14 protein-coding genes are annotated in these 16,300 nt (G+C 69.8%); all 14 read right to left on the bottom strand.

Annotation, left to right across the window (positions count from 1 at the left end):
- Window positions 1-2: 2 nt before the first annotated feature.
- The 14 genes from AB5J62_RS14510 to AB5J62_RS14445 all read right to left on the bottom strand — a co-directional run bounded on the left by AB5J62_RS14510 (window position 3) and on the right by AB5J62_RS14445 (window position 16,101).
- Window positions 3-866, bottom strand: a complete 864-nt coding sequence (locus AB5J62_RS14510) for a sugar phosphate isomerase/epimerase family protein (protein WP_370948724.1) — start codon at window positions 864-866, stop codon at window positions 3-5.
- Between the two features lie 9 nt (window positions 867-875).
- The gene (locus tag AB5J62_RS14505) at window positions 876-1,880 is read right to left on the bottom strand and encodes a sugar phosphate isomerase/epimerase family protein (RefSeq protein WP_370948723.1); all 1,005 of its coding nucleotides are present in this window, start codon (window positions 1,878-1,880) and stop codon (window positions 876-878) included.
- A gap of 10 nt (window positions 1,881-1,890) precedes the next feature.
- Entirely contained in the window at window positions 1,891-3,264 is a 1,374-nt protein-coding gene (locus AB5J62_RS14500; protein WP_370948722.1) for an alkaline phosphatase family protein, read from the bottom strand.
- Window positions 3,261-4,322 (bottom strand): metabolite traffic protein EboE, encoded by a 1,062-nt coding sequence (gene eboE, locus AB5J62_RS14495; RefSeq protein ID WP_370948721.1) that lies wholly within the window; start codon window positions 4,320-4,322, stop codon window positions 3,261-3,263. Before eboE ends, AB5J62_RS14500 begins: the two co-directional genes overlap by 4 nt.
- Window positions 4,319-5,182: a TatD family hydrolase gene (locus tag AB5J62_RS14490; RefSeq protein WP_370948720.1), complete on the bottom strand. Its 864-nt coding sequence runs from the start codon at window positions 5,180-5,182 to the stop codon at window positions 4,319-4,321. The genes eboE and AB5J62_RS14490 overlap by 4 nt, the downstream gene beginning before the upstream one ends.
- Before the next feature lie 2 nt (window positions 5,183-5,184).
- The gene (locus AB5J62_RS14485) at window positions 5,185-6,603 is read right to left on the bottom strand and encodes an EboA domain-containing protein (protein WP_370948719.1); all 1,419 of its coding nucleotides are present in this window, start codon (window positions 6,601-6,603) and stop codon (window positions 5,185-5,187) included.
- Window positions 6,600-7,433, bottom strand: a complete 834-nt coding sequence (locus tag AB5J62_RS14480; RefSeq protein ID WP_370948718.1) for an SCO3242 family prenyltransferase — start codon at window positions 7,431-7,433, stop codon at window positions 6,600-6,602. The genes AB5J62_RS14485 and AB5J62_RS14480 overlap by 4 nt, the downstream gene beginning before the upstream one ends.
- Window positions 7,430-8,587 carry an inositol-3-phosphate synthase gene (locus tag AB5J62_RS14475; RefSeq protein ID WP_370948717.1) on the bottom strand — a complete coding sequence of 386 codons (1,158 nt, stop codon included), beginning with the start codon at window positions 8,585-8,587 and terminating at the stop codon, window positions 7,430-7,432. The genes AB5J62_RS14480 and AB5J62_RS14475 overlap by 4 nt, the downstream gene beginning before the upstream one ends.
- Window positions 8,588-8,692: 105 nt before the next feature.
- Entirely contained in the window at window positions 8,693-9,838 is a 1,146-nt protein-coding gene (locus tag AB5J62_RS14470; RefSeq protein ID WP_370948716.1) for a Gfo/Idh/MocA family protein, read from the bottom strand.
- Between the two features lie 109 nt (window positions 9,839-9,947).
- Window positions 9,948-10,997: a substrate-binding domain-containing protein gene (locus tag AB5J62_RS14465; protein WP_370948715.1), complete on the bottom strand. Its 1,050-nt coding sequence runs from the start codon at window positions 10,995-10,997 to the stop codon at window positions 9,948-9,950.
- A complete protein-coding gene (locus AB5J62_RS14460; RefSeq protein WP_370948714.1) occupies window positions 10,994-12,007 on the bottom strand; it encodes an ABC transporter permease in 1,014 nt (337 codons plus the stop codon). Before AB5J62_RS14460 ends, AB5J62_RS14465 begins: the two co-directional genes overlap by 4 nt.
- The gene (locus tag AB5J62_RS14455) at window positions 12,004-13,503 is read right to left on the bottom strand and encodes a sugar ABC transporter ATP-binding protein (protein ID WP_370948713.1); all 1,500 of its coding nucleotides are present in this window, start codon (window positions 13,501-13,503) and stop codon (window positions 12,004-12,006) included. Before AB5J62_RS14455 ends, AB5J62_RS14460 begins: the two co-directional genes overlap by 4 nt.
- Entirely contained in the window at window positions 13,500-14,693 is a 1,194-nt protein-coding gene (locus AB5J62_RS14450) for an ROK family protein (RefSeq protein ID WP_370948712.1), read from the bottom strand. Before AB5J62_RS14450 ends, AB5J62_RS14455 begins: the two co-directional genes overlap by 4 nt.
- A 205-nt stretch (window positions 14,694-14,898) precedes the next feature.
- Window positions 14,899-16,101, bottom strand: a complete 1,203-nt coding sequence (locus AB5J62_RS14445; protein ID WP_370948711.1) for an ROK family protein — start codon at window positions 16,099-16,101, stop codon at window positions 14,899-14,901.
- Between the last annotated feature and the right edge of the window lie 199 nt (window positions 16,102-16,300).

Here is a 16,300-nt window from a genome sequence, read left to right as displayed (position 1 = left end):
CGTCAGTAGCGCAGGTCGCGGAGGTAGTCGAAGCCGGCCTTGGCGGTGGTCAGCGAGTTCACCGGGTTGTCGTGTTCCACGATGTACTCACGCAGATTCCAGTAGGTGGCGGCGAAAATGCGCGGGAAGTTGATGACGCCCGCGCCGGGGTCGACCATCTGGCCGTCCGCCGTCCGGTCCTTCACGTGGTACTGCATGACCCGCGAGAAGTTCGCCTCGTACAGCTCGATCGGGTTGACGCCGGCGTTGACCGCCCAGAACAGGTCGATCTCCAGGTGCACGTACCGCCGGTCGGTGTTCGCGGTCAGCACGTCGTACGGCCGGACCCCGCCGATCGGCGCGAACTCGTGCGAATGGTTGTGGTACCCCAGTTCGATGCCCGCCGCCGCGAACGCCACCGCCGCGGCGTCCAGCCGCCCGGCGAAGGCCTTCCACTGGTCGATGGTCGAGAACTGCGCGAACGGGACGTTGGCGTACCGGTTCCCCAGTACTTTGGCGTCGGCGATCGTCTTGTTCAGGTCACCGTCGATGCCGACGTGCGTGGAGGTCGCGCGGATGTGGTTCTTGTCCAGCAGCGCGCGGAACTCCTGCGCCGACCGGCCGTAGGTGCCCGCGAGTTCGACCTGCCGGTAGCCGATGTCGGCCAGCGCGGACAGCGTGCCGGGCGTGTCGGCCTGCAACGCGTCGCGCAGGGTGTAGAGCTGGATGCTGATCTTGCTGAGCGGGATACGCCGGTAGCCGAATTCCGGCGCCGCCGTCGCCGAGCCGGGCAGCGCGAGTGCCGCGCCCGCCGCGAGAGCGGCCGTCGCCGCCGCGCCGCGCAGGATGGAACGCCGGGAAACTGCCTGAGCTTCGTCACCGCACATGGACTTCCCTCATTTCTGGTTGCTGAAAGCCGCGTCGAACGCGGCCGACGGGCGGTCGAACAAGTGCTCGCGCAGATAGGTCACGGCCTCGGCCGCGCCACGCAGCCGGTCCATGCCCGCGTCTTCCCATTCCACCGAGATCGGGCCCGCGTAGCCGATCGCGTTGAGCGCGCGGAAACAGTCCTCCCACGGCACGTCGCCGTGCCCGACGGAGACGAAATCCCAGCCACGGCGCGGATCCGCCCACGCCAGGTGCGAGCCGAGCCTGCCGTTGCGGCCGTCGAAGCGCTTGCGGGTGTCCTTGCAGTCGACGTGGTAGATGCGGTCGGCGAAGTCGAGGATGAACCCGACCGGGTCCAGGTCCTGCCAGATGAAGTGCGACGGGTCCCAGTTGAGGCCGAACGCGGGCCGGTTGCCGACGGCCTCCAGCGTGCGCTTGGTCGTCCAGTAGTCGTAGGCGATCTCGGACGGGTGCACCTCGTGCGCGAACCGGACGCCGACCTCGTCGAACACGTCCAGGATCGGGTTCCAGCGGCGCGCGAAGTCCTCGTAGCCGTCGTCGATGACCGCCTGCGAGACCGGCGGGAACATCGCCACGTACTTCCAGATCTTCGAGCCGGTGAACCCGATGACCGTGTCGACGCCGAGCAGCGCCGCGGCCCGTGCGGTGTCGGCCATGTCGGCGGCCGCGCGCTGGCGGACGCCTTCGGCATCACCGTCACCCCACACCCTCGAGGGGATGATGGCCTGGTGCCGTTCGTCGATCGGATCGTCGCAGACCGCCTGGCCGGTCAGGTGATTGGAGATCGCCCACACCTTGAGGCCGTGGTCGGCCAGCAACTGCAGGCGGTTCGGCACGTAGTCCGGTTCGGACAGTGCGCGGTCGACCTCGAAATGGTCGCCGGAGCAAGCGATCTCGAGCCCGTCGTAACCCCATTCCGACGCGAGCTTGCAGACCTCGGTGAACGGCAGATCGGCCCACTGGCCGGTGAACAACGTGATGGGACGGCCCATCGGAACTCCTCTACTTCAGGCCCTGCAGAGACAGCAACAGCGGATGCACATCGGTCGCACCCAAGCGACCGGCAGGCTCGAAACCGGGCTCGGAGCACACCAGGATCGGGCCGTCGTCGGCCGAATCCGGGAGCCGTCCGTGCGAACCGCGGACCCAGCGCGGATCGGTCGGCACCACGTTCATCGCGTACCGCAGCCCGGCGAACTTCTTCGCCAGGTTGAGCCCGGCGCGGGCCTTGGCGAACTTGTCGGCCGGGTCGAAGAACAACTCGGCCGGGTCATAGCCGGGCTTGCGGTGGATCTCCACGCCGCGCGCGAAGTCGGGCGCGCGGTCGTCGTCGAGCCAGTAGTAATAGGTGAACCACGAATCGGGCTCGGCGACCGCGACCAGCTCACCGGCCCGCTCGTGGTCGAGCCCGTAGCGGGCCTGCGCCTCCCGGTCGAGCACCTCGTCGACGCCGGTCAGCTCGCGGATCAGCGCCTTGACCCTGTCCACATCGGACGGATCGCGGACGTAGACGTGCGCGACCTGGTGATCGGCGACGGCGAACGCGCGCGACGCCCACGGGTCGAGGTATTCCATGCCCGCCTGGGTGTAGACCTCCAGCAGGCCGTCCTGGCGCAGCGCCCGGTTGATGTCGACCGGCCTGCTGACCGGCGTGATCCCGTACTCGCTGAGCACGACCACGGCCGCGCCCGCGTTACGCGCGTCGTCGAGCAGCGGCGCGAGCGCCTTGTCGAGTTCGCGTGCCGCCTTCGACGCTTCCGGCGAGTCGGGACCGAAGCGCTGGAGGTCGTAGTCGAGATGCGGGACATACGCCAGCAGCAGATCGGGCCTGCGCTCACGCAGGATCTGCCGGGTCGCGCCGATCACCCAGCGGCTCGACTTCAGCGACGCCGTCGGTCCCCAGTACTGAAAGAGCGGGAACTCCCCCAGCTCGCCGGTGAGCTTGTCGTGCAACTCCGGCGGGCGCACGTAGGCGTCCGGCGACTTGCGGCCGTCGGCGTGGTAGATCGGCCGGGGCGTGACCGTGACGTCGGTCGACATGCCCATGGCGTACCACCAGCAAACGTTTGCGGCCTGGTATCCGGGGTGCGCGGCCCGCGCGGTCTCCCAGAGTTTCTCGCCGCCGACGAGCCGGTTGTGCTGGCGCCACAGGAAGATCTCGCCGAGTTCGCGGAAGAACCAGCCATTGCCGACGATGCCGTGTTGCGCCGGCATCAGTCCGGTGAGGAAGGTCGACTGCACGCTGCAGGTGACCGCGGGCAGGATCGTGCCGAGCTCGGCCTGCCAGCCGTCGCGCGCGACCGCGGCGAGCTTCGGCATGTCACGCAAGGCCTTCGGGGTCAGGCCGACCACGTCGATGACGACCAGCGGTTTCATGCTGCCACCTGTTCTCTGGCCCACCGCAGTTCCGCGGCGATCCCACCGACCAGGTCGCCGGCGTCCGGGAGCACGCTCCAGGTGTAGGTCTCGACCTCGATGTGCGGTTCGCCCGGCAGTCCGTTGAGGACAGTGCGGAGCACGTCGGTGGTCGTGGCCAGTGGCGCTTCGGGTGTCCAGTGCAGTGGCATGTGGAAGTGGACGCGCCACGGCCCTTCCCCCGGCAGGTCGCTCATGGCTTCCGGAAGGTCGTCGGCCTTGAGCACGCGGTCGCCGAGTTCCCGCACCTGGTGCAGATAGCGCGGCTCAGCGAAAGCGGCGAGCGCTTCTCGTGCCTCGGACGGTTTTTCGACGTGCAACGCGGCCGAAGCCTGCACCTTGACGATGTCCACTTCGGACTCCGCGATGGCCGCAAGCGTTTGCGCCGGGTCCGCGAAGGACACCGCGAGGTGACAGGTGTCCACGCACAGTCCGACATATGCGGGATCGACCCGGCCGGACAGCCAGCCGAGCGCGTCGGCGACGGTGTCGAGCACGCACCCGGGTTCCGGTTCGACGGCGAGCTTGATCGGCCGCTCCCCCGTCGCCCGCGCGGCCCGGACGACCCGCTCGAACGACTCGGCGGCACGCAGGTCGTCATAGCCGCTCCACGGCTCACGCCAGGCCAGCGGCAGCGTCGAGATGCTGCCGTACGCGGCGTCGTCGGCCAGCAGGTCGGCGAGCACGTTCACGCAGTCGATCGTGTAGGAGACCCGGGCCTCGTCGGTCCACTGTGGAACGTAGACCGCGTGCTTGACCACCTCGTCGTGGAAGCCGCCGTACGGGAACGCGTTGAGCGTGTACACGGCCAGCCCGCGCGCGTCGAGTTCGGCGCGGAACCTGCGGCGTGCGGCCCGGTCGTCCGCGAGGCCGCGGGCGACCGGCGCGGACAGCCAGAGCCCGACGCCGAGCCGGTCGTCGCCGAGCCGCTCGCGCACGGGCAGCGCGTACTCGTCGAGCTGGCGCATGATCCCGGCGACGTCCTCGGCCGGGTGAACGTTCGTGCAGTAGGAGATCACTTACGCGCACCTCGCAGCACCGAGTTGCCGGAGAACTCCTGCGCCTCGCCGGTGAACCCCGGCAGCGGGTCGAGGGTGAGCCTGCCGCTCTGGCCGTAGAACTCGACCGGGTTGTCCCAGAGCACCTTGTCCACATCGGACTGCGCGAAGCCGCCGTCGAGCATCGCCTGCCCTGTCATGAACGTCTTGAGCGGATCGGACCGGCCCCAGTCGGCGGCCGAGTTGACGATCATCTTGCCGAGGCCGTGCTCGCGCAGGATGGCGACCATCCGGTGTTCGTCCATTTTGGTGTCGGGGTAGATCGAGAACCCCATCCAGCAGCCGGAATCCTTGACCAGTCCGACGGTGACCTCGTTGAGGTGATCGACCACGACCCGTTCCATCGGGATGCCGGACTCGCGGACCACGTCGAGCGTGCGCTTGGTGCCTTCGAGCTTGTCGCGGTGCGGGGTGTGCACGAGCACCGGCAGGTCGTGCTCGACGGCCATCGCGAGCTGGCGCGCGAAGACGTCGTCCTCCTCCGGGGTCATCGAGTCGTAGCCGACCTCGCCGACCGCGACCACGCCGTCCTTGGCGAGGTAGCGTGGCAGCACGTCGAGCACCTCACGGCAACGGGGATCGTTGGCCTCCTTGGGGTTCAGCGCGATCGTGCAGTGGTGGCGGATGCCGAACTGCGCGGCGCGGAACCGCTCCCAGCCGATGAGCGCGTCGAAGTAGTCGGTGAAGGAGCCGACGCTGGTGCGCGGCTGGCCGAGCCAGAACGCGGGTTCGACGAGCGCGCGGACACCGGCCGCGTACATCGCTTCGTAGTCGTCGGTCGTCCGCGAGGTCATGTGGATGTGGGGATCGAAGATGCGCACGATCAGCCTTCCTTCAGCAACTCGAGTGCGTCGGCGGGCACGTCACGCCCGGCCGCGCCGCGTTCGGTGGCGAAGTCCGCCAGCATCCGCAGCAGCTCACCGTCCTTCCTGACCTCGATGCTCGCGACGGCCGCCAGCGGCACGCCGACGAAAACGCACTTCAGCACCCCGTGCCGCCAGGCGTGCTGGTCGAGGTGGCGAGCCGCGAAGACGCCCATCGCGGCGGCGACCAGCCGGATGTCGTTGGCGCGCAAGGCGTCCGCGACCAGCTGTTGCCCGGCCTCGACCACCGGCTGATCGAGCGTGCCGGCCGCGACCAGCTCGTTGAGTCCACGAAGGACACCGCGCCGCTCGGCGTCGTCGCCGTAGCGGTACAGCTCCCCCACCTCGCTCGCCAGCGCCGGCGCGTCAAGCTGGGCGGCGAGCACGGCGAGCAACCGGGATCGGGCCTGGTCGTCGATGGTCCCGTCGACGAGTCCGTGCGGATCGGTGTCGGGACGCAGCGCGGACCGGCCGACCTCGCGGCCCACCGCGGGGAACAGCCCGGCGATGGCCGACGGGGTCTCGCGGATACGGGATTCCGCCTTCTCCAGCCAGGTCTGCACCGGCATGGCCGCACGCAATGCCTCGATCGACCGCCGGGCGACCTCGGGCGCGGCGTGGCTGTGCCGGGGCAGTTCGACCGCGGCCAGCCCGGTGTAGCCGCTCTCGGCGAGCGCGCCCAGCGTCGCGCGCAGGTCGAGCTGCCCGGTGCCGAATTCGAGGTGCTCGTGGACGTTCGGCATCATGTCGTCGAGCTGGACGTTCCACAGCAGGTCACCGGCCTGCCGGACGCAGGCGGCGGCGTCGACCGGCTCGACCGCGACGCAATGTCCGACGTCGAGCGTCACGCCGAGCAGCCCGGGTTCGCCGAGTTCCTCGCGCAGCCGCAGCACGTCGGCGAGGTGCTGGACGAGATGGCCCGGCTCGGGCTCCATCGCGAGCCGGACCGTCGCGTGGTCGAGCACCTCGGCGACGCCGTCTCGCAGCCGCCGCCACGCGACGTCATCGTCCACAGTGGAGACTCCAGACCAGAACGACACGCAGTCGGCGCCGAGGTCCGCCGCGACTTTCATGGCCCTGCGCAGGAAATCGATGCGGAGGCCGGGATCGTCGGACAGCAGGGTCGGCTGGTGCTTGCGCCACGGGTCGAGCAGGTACCGCGCCCCGGTCTCGATGACGACCCGGTTCAGGCCGAGCGAGGACAGGCGAGCGGCGACCCGGTCGACCTCCTTGGGCAGGTCGTCGTCGTACGGGTCGAGGTGGTTGTGGTCGAGCGTCAGCGCGACGCCGCCGTAGCCGAGTTCGGCGATCACGGCGAGCGCGTCGTCGAGCGTGTGGTTGCCGAAGCCGTTGGTGCCGTAGCCCAAGGTGAACGTCATGTCGGGCTCACCTTCCGCGACAACCGGCGGGCCAGCGGCAAAGCGGCCGAAACCAAAGCCGCGCCGAGCATCGAGCCGCGTGCCGCGACCGCCGCCTGCAAGGGGACCATGCCGTGGATCCCGGTCTTGGTCGCCTCGCGGACCTTCTTGGCCGACGGGTCGCGCAGGGCGTCCGCCTGCGCGCGCCCGACGAACGACGCGTACCCGGAACCGGCGGCCAGCGAGGCGGCCCGATGCCACCGGCCGCGGGCTTGACCTGTCACTGCCAACGTTGTCGCCACACAACTAGTCGTCATGGCGACACGCGCCGTAGTCGGCGAAGCGCCGTGCACCTCCCCTGTGGACAGTGCGGTGACGCCCAGTGTGTGCACTCCGACCGCCGCGGCGGCCAGTGGCGCACAGCCGCCCATGAGCACGTCGAGTGCCCGGCAGACCGCCATCCCGAGTGGACCGGCCGCCGTCGGCTTGAGCAGCGTGTCGTACGCCCACACCGCGGCGGCCAGCGGAACCGCCACCCGCACGGCGGCCTTCCCGCCGCCGAGCGCGGCGAGCCCCAGCCCCGCCGCGGTCAGCCCGACCCCGGTGCCGAGCGCCGCTTCCGCGCTCACCCGGCCCGACGGGATCGGCCGTTCGGGACGCTCGACTGCGTCGAGCTTCCGGTCGGCCCAGTCGTTCAACGCCATGCCCGCCCAGTAGAAGGCGACCGAAGAAACCGGGAGCAGCAAACGCTTCCCTCTCAACGGGACACCGGCCGCCGACGCGCCTGCGACCGTGTCACCGAGCACGGTCAGCGCGGCAGGCGCTCGCACGAGTTCCGCATAGGCCCTCATAAAGTCCCCGCCCAGTCGAGGAGACGGTGGGTCTGCTCGGCGAAGCGGTGCTCGTCGCTGCCGAGCGGGTCCTTGAAGAAGAAGCCCAGCTCGGTCAGCGCACCCCGCTGCCCGGCCGCGTGCGCCGCACCGACCAGTCGCGCGAGATCCAGGATCAGCGGCGCGGCGAGCGCCGAGTCGTAGCCGGTCCAGGTGAACTGCAGGCTCATCCGCGCGCCGAGGAACCCCTCGAACGACACGTTGTCCCAGGCCGTCTTCGTCTCGCCGAGGTCGGGCACGTTGTCGATGTGCAGTGGCGCGGTGACCTGACCGCCGAGCAGCGCGGCCAGCCCGCGTGCCTTCGAGTCGAGCTTGCTGCCCGCGGTCACCGGGTCGGCGAGCGTCTCGCCGTCGCCGCCGCCGAGCAGGTTGGTGCCCGACCACGACCGGACCTTCAGCGCCCGCGCGGTGAACATCGGCGCCAAGACCGTGCGCAGCAACGTCTCCCCGGTCTTGCCGTCGCATCCGGCGTACGGCAGGCCTTCCCGCTCGGCCAGCTGCCGCAACGCGGGCAAGGTGACGCCCGCCGACGGCGTGAACTCGACGTACGGGCACCCCGCTCGGAGTGCCGCGTACGCCGAAAGCGAGCTGGGCGGGAGCACGGACCGGGTGGGATCGGCGAGCGCCCGTTCCAGCAGCGCGAGGTTTTCGTGCTCGGGCAGCAGCGGGCACGGCGCCTCGGTGGACGACACGTTGAGCACCACGACCCTGGCCAGGTCGTGCCGCTCGGCGAAGGCGCGGATGTCACCCGACAGCCGCGCCGCCGCGTCCGCCTGCGAACCCGCGTGTGCCGCTGGGTGGTACCCGTCGCGGATCTCGGTGTCCACAGCGGACAGTCCGGATCGGACGGCGGTGAGCACAGCGTGACCGAACACCCCGGCGTCGACGAGCTGCTCGGCCCGCTTCTCCAGCGCGGTGTGCACTATGTCGTGCCCGCCGAGCACCAGGTCGTCCCAGGTGGGCAGTGGTACCCCGGCGAACGCGGGCAGCTCGGTGACACATCCTGTCGGCCCGGCCACCCGCGCACGCAGCGCGAGCAGGCCCACGGCCGCGGTGGTGGCCACCGATCCCCGTGCGCCGATCAACCAGACCCCGACGCGTTCCTGAGCAGGCATTTTCCCACCTTCGATCTGTTACGTCAGTACCTTTCGGATCGAACCAGCCGGACCGGCGTTTGCCACGCGACTTTCGGCCAGACTTACCGGACAGGTTCCGCTGGTTCAGACCTCCTGCCAGCCTGAGCCCGCCGCGGCGCTCCCCTCGACCGCCCCGAGTACCCGCTGCACGCGCAGGCCGTCGTCGAAGCTCGGTTCCGGGTGGTAACCGCCGCCGATCGCGGAGAGCAGATCGGCGACCTCGTTCGTGAAGGTGTGCTCGTAGCCGAGCAGGTGACCGGGCGGCCACCAGACGCCGACGTACGGGTGCTGTGGTTCGGTGACCAGGATCCGGCGGAACCCGGCCTCGGTCGACGGCGCGGTCCCGTCGTACCAGGACAGCTCGTTCATCGACTCGAAGTCGAACGCCAGGCTCGCCTTCGAACCGTTGACCTCCAGCCGCATGGAGTTCTTGCGCCCCAGGGCATAGCGGGTCGCTTCGAAGCTCGCGACCGCGCCGGAGGTCATCCGGCCGATGAACAGCGCGCAGTCGTCGACGGTCACCTCGCCGACGCCGCCGTCGGCGTCCGGTCGCTGGTGGACGAACGTGTTGGTCAGCGCCGACACCCCGGTGATCAGCTCGCCGGTGACGAACTGCGCGGCGTCCACGATGTGCGCGCCGAGGTCACCCAGCGCGCCGGAACCGGCGAGGTCCTTGTTCAGCCGCCAGCTCATCGGCGATTGCGGATCCGAAAGCCAGTCCTGCAAGTACACACTGCGCACGTGCCTGATGTCGCCGAGCGCCCCGCTCGCGACGAGCTTCCTGGCGTGCGCGAGCGCGGGCACGCGGCGGTAGTTGAAGGCCACCATGGACCGCACGCCACGCTCGCCCGCCTTGCGCGCGGCTTCGGCCATCGCCTCGGCCTCCGCGACCGTGTTGGCCATCGGTTTCTCGCACAGCACGTGCTTTCCGGCTTCCAGCGCGGCGATCGCGATCTCCGCGTGGCTGTCACCGGGGGTGCAGATGTCGATCAGGTCGACGTCGTCACGGGCGATCAGCGCGCGCCAGTCGGTCTCGACCGCGGCCCAGCCGAACCGCTGCGCCGCGGCCTTGGCCCGCGTCTCGTCGCGCCCGCCGAGCACGGCGAGTCTCGGGACCAGCGGCGTGTCGAAGAACCGGTGGACGTTGCGCCACGCGTGCGAATGCACCGCACCCATGAACGCGTGGCCCACCATGCCGATCCCGATGGTTTCCCCTGCAGCCGGGCTCATGCCCCTCCTTGTCGTTTGCCTGTGCGGACCGGGATAAAGCCCGCTTTACTCCCGGGGATAAAGCGGGCTTTATCCCGCGGAGTAAAGCCCGCTTTATCCCGGCTTGGGGTCAGGAGTCGAAGCCGACGTCCAGGTACTGGTCGACGTTCTCCTTGGTGACCACCGCGGAGTAGGTGGTGATCTCGGCCGGGATCTCGTGCTCGGCGAAGTCGCCGATGCCCTTGGTCTGGCCGAGCAGCCGCGCCAGCGCGATGGCCGTGGACGCCATCGACGGGCTGTACAGGACCGTCGCCTTGATCGGCGAGGCGTCGGCCTTGATCAGGTTCATCATGTTCTTCGAGCCGGCGCCGCCGACCATCAGGAAGTCCTTGCGGCCCGCGTTCTGGATCGCCGCGTTGACGCCGACGCCCTGGTCGTCGTCGTGGTTCCACAGCGCGTCGAGCTTGGCGGCCGACTGCAGCAGGTTCGCGGTCTGCGCCTCACCGGACTCCGGGGTGAACTGCGCGGAGACGCGCGGTCCGACCTGGAAACCGTGTCTTGCCAAGGCGTCCTTGTAGCCCTTGCTGCGTTCCTGGGTCAGCGGCAGCGAGTCGATCCCGGCGACCTCGCCGATGATCGGCGTGGCGATGCCCTTGGCCTTCATCTGCGCGGCGATGTAGTTGCCCGCGTTGACGCCCATCCGGTAGTTGTCGCCGCCGATCCAGGTGCGGTACGCGAGCGGGGTGTCGAAGACCCGGTCCAGGTTGATCACCGGGATGCCCTTGTCCATCGCCTGCTGGCCGACCGCGGTGAGCGCCTTGCCGTCGAACGGCAGGATCACCAGCACGTTGACCTTGGCGTTGATCAGCGTCTCCACCTGGGAGATCTGCTGGTTGACGTCGTTGGTGCCCTCGGTCGCGTTGAGCGTGACCTCGCTGAACTTCGCGGCCTGCGCCTTGGCGTTCTTGGTCATCGCGGCCATCCAGCCGTGGTCGGCGGCAGGCGCGGAGAAGCCGATGGTGACCGGCTTGCCAGGCTGGCTGCTGTTCCCGGCGGCGACCGGCGCGTTGGAGTCGGCCTTGGGCGCCTCGTTCGAGGTGCAGGCGGCGAGCAGCGCGCCCGCGCCGACGGCCGCGCCACCGAGCAGGAAACCACGGCGCTGTAACGGTTGTCCGGTCATGACGACCCTCCACTGGTCTTTGACTTGCGGGCGCGGAACTGCAGCAGGGCGGCGAGCACGATGATCACGCCCTTGGCGATGTTCTGGATGTCGGTGTCCAGGTTGTTGAGCGTGAAGAGGTTGGACAGCACGGTGAAGATCAGGACACCGATCAGCGTGCCGACGAGCGAACCTCGGCCACCGGTGAGCAGCGTGCCGCCGATGACGACCGCCGCGATCGCGTCGAGTTCGTAGAGCGTGCCGTTGGTCGACGCGCCCGCGGTCGTGCGCGCGACCACCATCAGCGCGGCGATCCCGCAGCAGAGCCCGGCGACGCCGTAGACGAGCGCGGTGTGCCGCTTGACGTTGATGCCTGCCAGCCGCGAGGCCTCGGCGTTACCGCCGACCGCGTAGGTGCGGCGGCCGAAAGTGGTGCGGTTCAACAGGATCCAGCCGACCACGAAGACCAGCGCGAACATCCAGATCAGCACCGGGATGCCGAGGAAGTCGCCCCGGAAGAAGTCGAGGAAGCCCGTCTCGGCGACGACCTGGGTCCGGCGGCCGCTGATCCGCTCGGCGAGGCCGCGCGCCGAGACGTACATCGCCAGCGTCGCGATGAACGGCACGATCTTCCCGTAGGAGACCAAGATCCCGTTGATCAGGCCACACCCGAGGCCGACCGCGAGCCCGCAGATCACCATCACGAACGGCCCGTACGACTGCGTGGCCAGCGTCGTCAGCCAGACGCTCGACAGCGCGACGATCGAGCCGACGGACAGGTCGATGCCGCCGCTGATGATCACGAACGTCATCCCGACACTGACCACGCCGATGGCGGCGGCCAGCCGGAGGATCGTCGAGATGTTGCCCTCGGTGAAGAACTGGTCGGGCCGGGTGAACTGCCCGGCAAGGCACAGGACCACCAGCACACCGCCGAGTCCGACCAGCCGGGGGTCGGCGCCCCAGAGGAACCGCTTTTCCTTGGCGGGCAATGGCTTCTCCGGTTCGGTCACCAGCACCGTCTCTGTCACGCCGCACTCCCTTCGAGAATCACGTCGAGTACGTCCGCTTCGGTGAGGTCCGCCGACGAACGTTCAGCCAGCACCCGTCCTTCACGCAGCACCAGCACCCGGTCGGACAGCCCGAGCACCTCCGGGATCTCGCTGGAGACCAGCACGATCGCCACCCCGGTCGCGGCCAGTTCGCTGATCAGCCGGTACAGCTCGGCCCGCGCGCCGACGTCGACGCCACGCGTCGGCTCGTCGAGGAGCAGCACCCGGCAGCCGCGCACCAGCCACCGCGCGAGCACGGCCTTCTGCTGGTTGCCGCCCGAGAGCGTGCCGATGATCCGGTGCGGATCGGCAGGCCGCAGGTCCAGGCGTCGCAGGCTCTCCCCCGCGTCCTCGAGTTCCTTCGCGCGTTCGGTGAAACCGAGTGTCGCGTAGCGGCTGAGGCTGGCGAGTGTCACGTTGTGGACGACCGGGAGGTCGAGCAGCAGGCCCTGGCTCTTGCGCTCTTCCGGCGCGAGCCCGATCCCGGCCTTCACCGCGCCGGAGACACTGCCGAGCTTGAGTTGTTTTCCGTCGACCGTCACGGTTCCGGCGTCGGCGTCGCGGGCGCCGAAGATCGTTTCGAGCAGCTCGCTGCGTCCGGAGCCGACCAGGCCCGCGATGCCGAGCACCTCGCCCGCGCGGACGCTGAAGCTGACGTCCTCGAACTCGCCCGCGCGCGAAAGTCCTTGCACCTGAAGGACTTCGGTGTCCTGGACGTGCTCCTCGTGGCGCGGCCCGAACACGGTCTCGATCTTGCGCCCGGCCATCAGCTGGACGAGATCGGCGGTCGGCGTGGTGCGGGCGTCGAGCCCGGTGCCGACGGTCTTGCCGTCCTTGAGCACGGTCACCCGGTGCCCGATGCGGCGCAGTTCTTCGAGCCGGTGCGAGATGTAGACGATCGCGACACCCTCGGCGGTCAGCTCCTCGACGATGCGGAAGAGATTGTCGACCTCTTCGCCCGCGAGCGCGGCGGTCGGCTCGTCCATCACGAGGAGCTTCGCGTCGTGCGCGAGGGCCCTGGCCATCGACACCAGCTGCTGACCGGCCGCCGAAAGCTTGCCGACCTCGGTGCCCGGCCGGATCTCGGGGTGGCCGAGCCTGGTCATCAGCCTGGCGGCTTCGGCGCGGGCGTAGGCGACGCGGCTGAACCCGAACTTGGCGGGTTCGCGGCCGAGGAAGATGTTCTCGGCGACGGAAAGTCCCGGCACCAGGTCGAGTTCCTGGTACATGGTGGCGATGCCGAGCTTGAGCGCGTCGACCGGCGAGGCGAGCGTGACCGCCTCGCCCTGCCAGGTGATCTCGCCTTCGTCCGGCCGGTGCGCGCCGGCCAGCACCTTGATCAGGGTCGACTTGCCCGCGCCGTTCTGGCCGAGCAGGCAGTGCACCTCGCCGGGCTCGACGTCGAAGTCGACCCCGCCGAGCGCGCGGACACCGGGGAACGTCTTCACGATCCCGCGTACGGAAAGCAAGCTCATACCGACGCCTCCACGAGTGGGATCAGGGTTGGATCGGCGAACAGCCGCTCGGTCGCCAGGTGCGCCGCGCCCTTGAGCGGCGCGGCCGTGCCGAGCGGGGACGGCTCGACGCGGCAGCGCGCGCCGGTGCCGAGCGGGCGCGCGGCGAGTTCGATGCGGATCGGCTCGACCAGCCAGGAGCCGAGTTCGGCGAAGTATCCGCCCAGCACCACGACATCCGGGTCGAGCACATCGACCACAGTGGACAGTGCGATGCCGAGCGCGACGCCGAGTTCGAGCACCGCGGTGGCCGCGCGGCGGTCGCCGTGCAGCACCCGGTCTCGCAGCAGCGTGACGCGGCCGTCGACGCCGAGCGCGGGATCGTGCAATGGGTCTCCGGGCGGCGCGGCGGCGCGCAGCACGGCGGCGAGTCCGGCTTTGGTCTCCAGGCACCCCGCGCGTCCGCACGGGCATTGGTCACCGTTGGGATCGACGGCGACATGGCCGACCTCGCCTGCGAAACCACGCGCACCACGCAAAACCGAGCCCGCGGAGATCAGCCCGGCGCCGACCCCGATGCCGCCGGAGAGGTAGAACAGCTCGCGCACGCCGATGCCGGCGCCCGCGACGGATTCGCCGATCGCGCCGAGGTTGGCCTCGTTGTCGACGGCGATGGCCTCGGCGGGCAGCTGGAGCCGCGCGGCCATCAGATCGGCGATCTCGGCGTCGCGCCAGCGCAGTGTCGGCGCGAACCGGAGCACGGCGGCGGCCGAGTCGACCAGGCCTGGCACGGAGATGGTGACCCCGACCGGGCGACGGCCGTCCGCCGGGAGCACGCGCGTGGCGAGCAGCGCGAGTTCGTCCATGCCGCGGTTGAGGCCGAGCGCGGGGACGTCGGCGGCCTCGGCCTCCTCGGCGATGACCCGGCCGTTGAGGTCGACGGTGACCGCGGTGAACCGGTCGGCCTCGATGCTCAGCGCGAGCCCGTACGCGCTCGCGCCGCAGAGTTCGACCAGCTGGCTGGGCCTGCCGTTGCCCCCGGTGAGCACCCCGGCAGCGCGGACGAGCCCGCGTTCGGAGAGCTCGGTGACCAGCCCGGAGACGGCGGCCTTGGTGATCCCGCAGCGCGCGGCCAGCTGGGTGCGCGACATCGGGCCCTCGCGCAGAGCGCGCAAGAGCGCGGCGAGGTTCGCCACGCGCGGGCTGTCCATCACGACCACGTTGTCCCCACTTTTGCCACTGACCGAGCAAACTTTGTTACTCAGGCAGCGAAAGTAGGGTGGCGCGTGTCACTCGTCAAGGTGAATTAAAGGTCTTGTCCGACCTTGTCACCCGATTAGTCGCACAATAAGACACAGACTTTTGCATTTTCGATGCAAAAGTCTGCTCGATCTGTGCACTACTAGGTGAGTTGGCTCAGCTGCTTAGGGTGAATGCGCGATCGGTCGCGGACCATGCCGCGCCGATCACGCCCGCGGTGTCGCCAAGCTCCGAAAGCACGATCGGGAGGTTGCCGGTGGCAAGCGGCAGCGACCGCCGGTACACCGCCCCGCGCACCTCGGCGAGCAGCTGATGACCGAGCTGCGCGACCCCGCCACCGATCACGACCATGCCCGGATTGATGAAGCAGACGAGCGAGGCGACCACCTGGCCGAGCCTGCGCCCGCCGTCGCGGATGAGGTTCACGGCGCCGAAGTCCCCCGAAGCGGCGGCGCGGCCGACGTCCTGCGCGGTCACCGTCCCGTGCTCGGCGGCGGCCTCGGCGAGGAACGCGGACCGGCCACTGCGCGCGAGCGTCAACCCGTCGCGGGCCAGCGCGGCCCCGCCGAAGTACGCCTCGAGACAGCCGACCTCACCGCACGCGCACGTCGGCCCGTAGTCGTCGAGCCGGATGTGCCCGATGTCGCCCGCGGTGCCCGCGACACCCCGGTACACCTTGCCGCCCAACACGATCCCGCAGCCGATCCCGGTCCCGATCTTCACGAACACGAGGTCATCGGTCGACCGCGCGACCCCCGCGTGCCGCTCGCCGAGCGCCATCGCGTTCACGTCGTTGTCGACGGTCACCGGGCAGCTCCACAGTCCGCCGAGGTGATCACGCACGGAAAACCGGTCCCACCCCGGCATGATCGGCGGCGCGACCGCCATCCCCTCGGCGAAACTCACCGGCCCCGGCAGCCCTATCCCGGCGGCGATCAGCTTGCCGGGCACCTCTTCCCTGACCTTGACGGCGAGTTCCGCCACCCGGCGCAACACCGGATGCGGCCCCTGCCGCACATCGCAGTCCTCGACGGTATGCGTCAGCACCTCGCACGAAGCATCGGTCACCGCGACCCCGACCGACGTCGCCCCGATGTCCACCGCCAGCACCCGCAGCCCGGGATCGAGCCGCACCAGCGTCGACCGCCGCCCGCCACGGCTCGCCGACGGCCCAGCCGTCTCGACCAGCCCGATCTCGGCGAGCCTGCCCACCTCGACGGCCACCCGCGCACGCGGCAGTTCCAGCCGCTCCCCCAGCTCGACCCGGGACATCGGGCCCTCGTCCCGCAGCAGCGTGAGCAGCTGCGTCTGGTGCCGGGTTTCGACCATCGGATGGTCGGTGGTTGATGCCGCGCTCATCCTTCGAGCCTACGGCCTGTAGTCGCCGCGAGGGGGACCGACATGGCCCGCCGGGTACCGCACAAGTCCCCTCCGCGGCGCGCTTCCACTTTATACGAGGCTTCAACTAAGTCGAGAGCCACTCGGGTGGTTTCTTGCTCACCGCGAGGCTCAGGGGTCGTGAGTGTTTACGCCGGTTAGAACCGGCCGGAACACTCAC

The sequence above is a fragment of the Amycolatopsis sp. cg5 genome (assembly GCF_041346955.1).
In the GTDB taxonomy this organism is placed as follows: Bacteria; Actinomycetota; Actinomycetes; order Mycobacteriales; family Pseudonocardiaceae; genus Amycolatopsis.
Note: the sequence above shows the minus strand (reverse complement) of the source record. Positions and strands in the feature narration are given on the sequence as shown.

Coding starts and splice junctions, on each gene's coding strand:
- AB5J62_RS14450 (WP_370948712.1), bottom strand. CDS start 14,693: ATGGACAGCCCGCGCGTGGCGAACCTCGCCGCGCTCTTGCGCGCTCTG.
- AB5J62_RS14485 (WP_370948719.1), bottom strand. CDS start 6,603: ATGACGTTCACCTTGGGCTACGGCACCAACGGCTTCGGCAACCACACG.
- AB5J62_RS14455 (WP_370948713.1), bottom strand. CDS start 13,503: ATGAGCTTGCTTTCCGTACGCGGGATCGTGAAGACGTTCCCCGGTGTC.
- AB5J62_RS14475 (WP_370948717.1), bottom strand. CDS start 8,587: ATGCCTGCTCAGGAACGCGTCGGGGTCTGGTTGATCGGCGCACGGGGA.
- AB5J62_RS14465 (WP_370948715.1), bottom strand. CDS start 10,997: ATGACCGGACAACCGTTACAGCGCCGTGGTTTCCTGCTCGGTGGCGCG.
- AB5J62_RS14510 (WP_370948724.1), bottom strand. CDS start 866: ATGTGCGGTGACGAAGCTCAGGCAGTTTCCCGGCGTTCCATCCTGCGC.
- AB5J62_RS14505 (WP_370948723.1), bottom strand. CDS start 1,880: ATGGGCCGTCCCATCACGTTGTTCACCGGCCAGTGGGCCGATCTGCCG.
- AB5J62_RS14445 (WP_370948711.1), bottom strand. CDS start 16,101: ATGAGCGCGGCATCAACCACCGACCATCCGATGGTCGAAACCCGGCAC.
- AB5J62_RS14470 (WP_370948716.1), bottom strand. CDS start 9,838: ATGAGCCCGGCTGCAGGGGAAACCATCGGGATCGGCATGGTGGGCCAC.
- AB5J62_RS14480 (WP_370948718.1), bottom strand. CDS start 7,433: ATGAGGGCCTATGCGGAACTCGTGCGAGCGCCTGCCGCGCTGACCGTG.
- AB5J62_RS14500 (WP_370948722.1), bottom strand. CDS start 3,264: ATGAAACCGCTGGTCGTCATCGACGTGGTCGGCCTGACCCCGAAGGCC.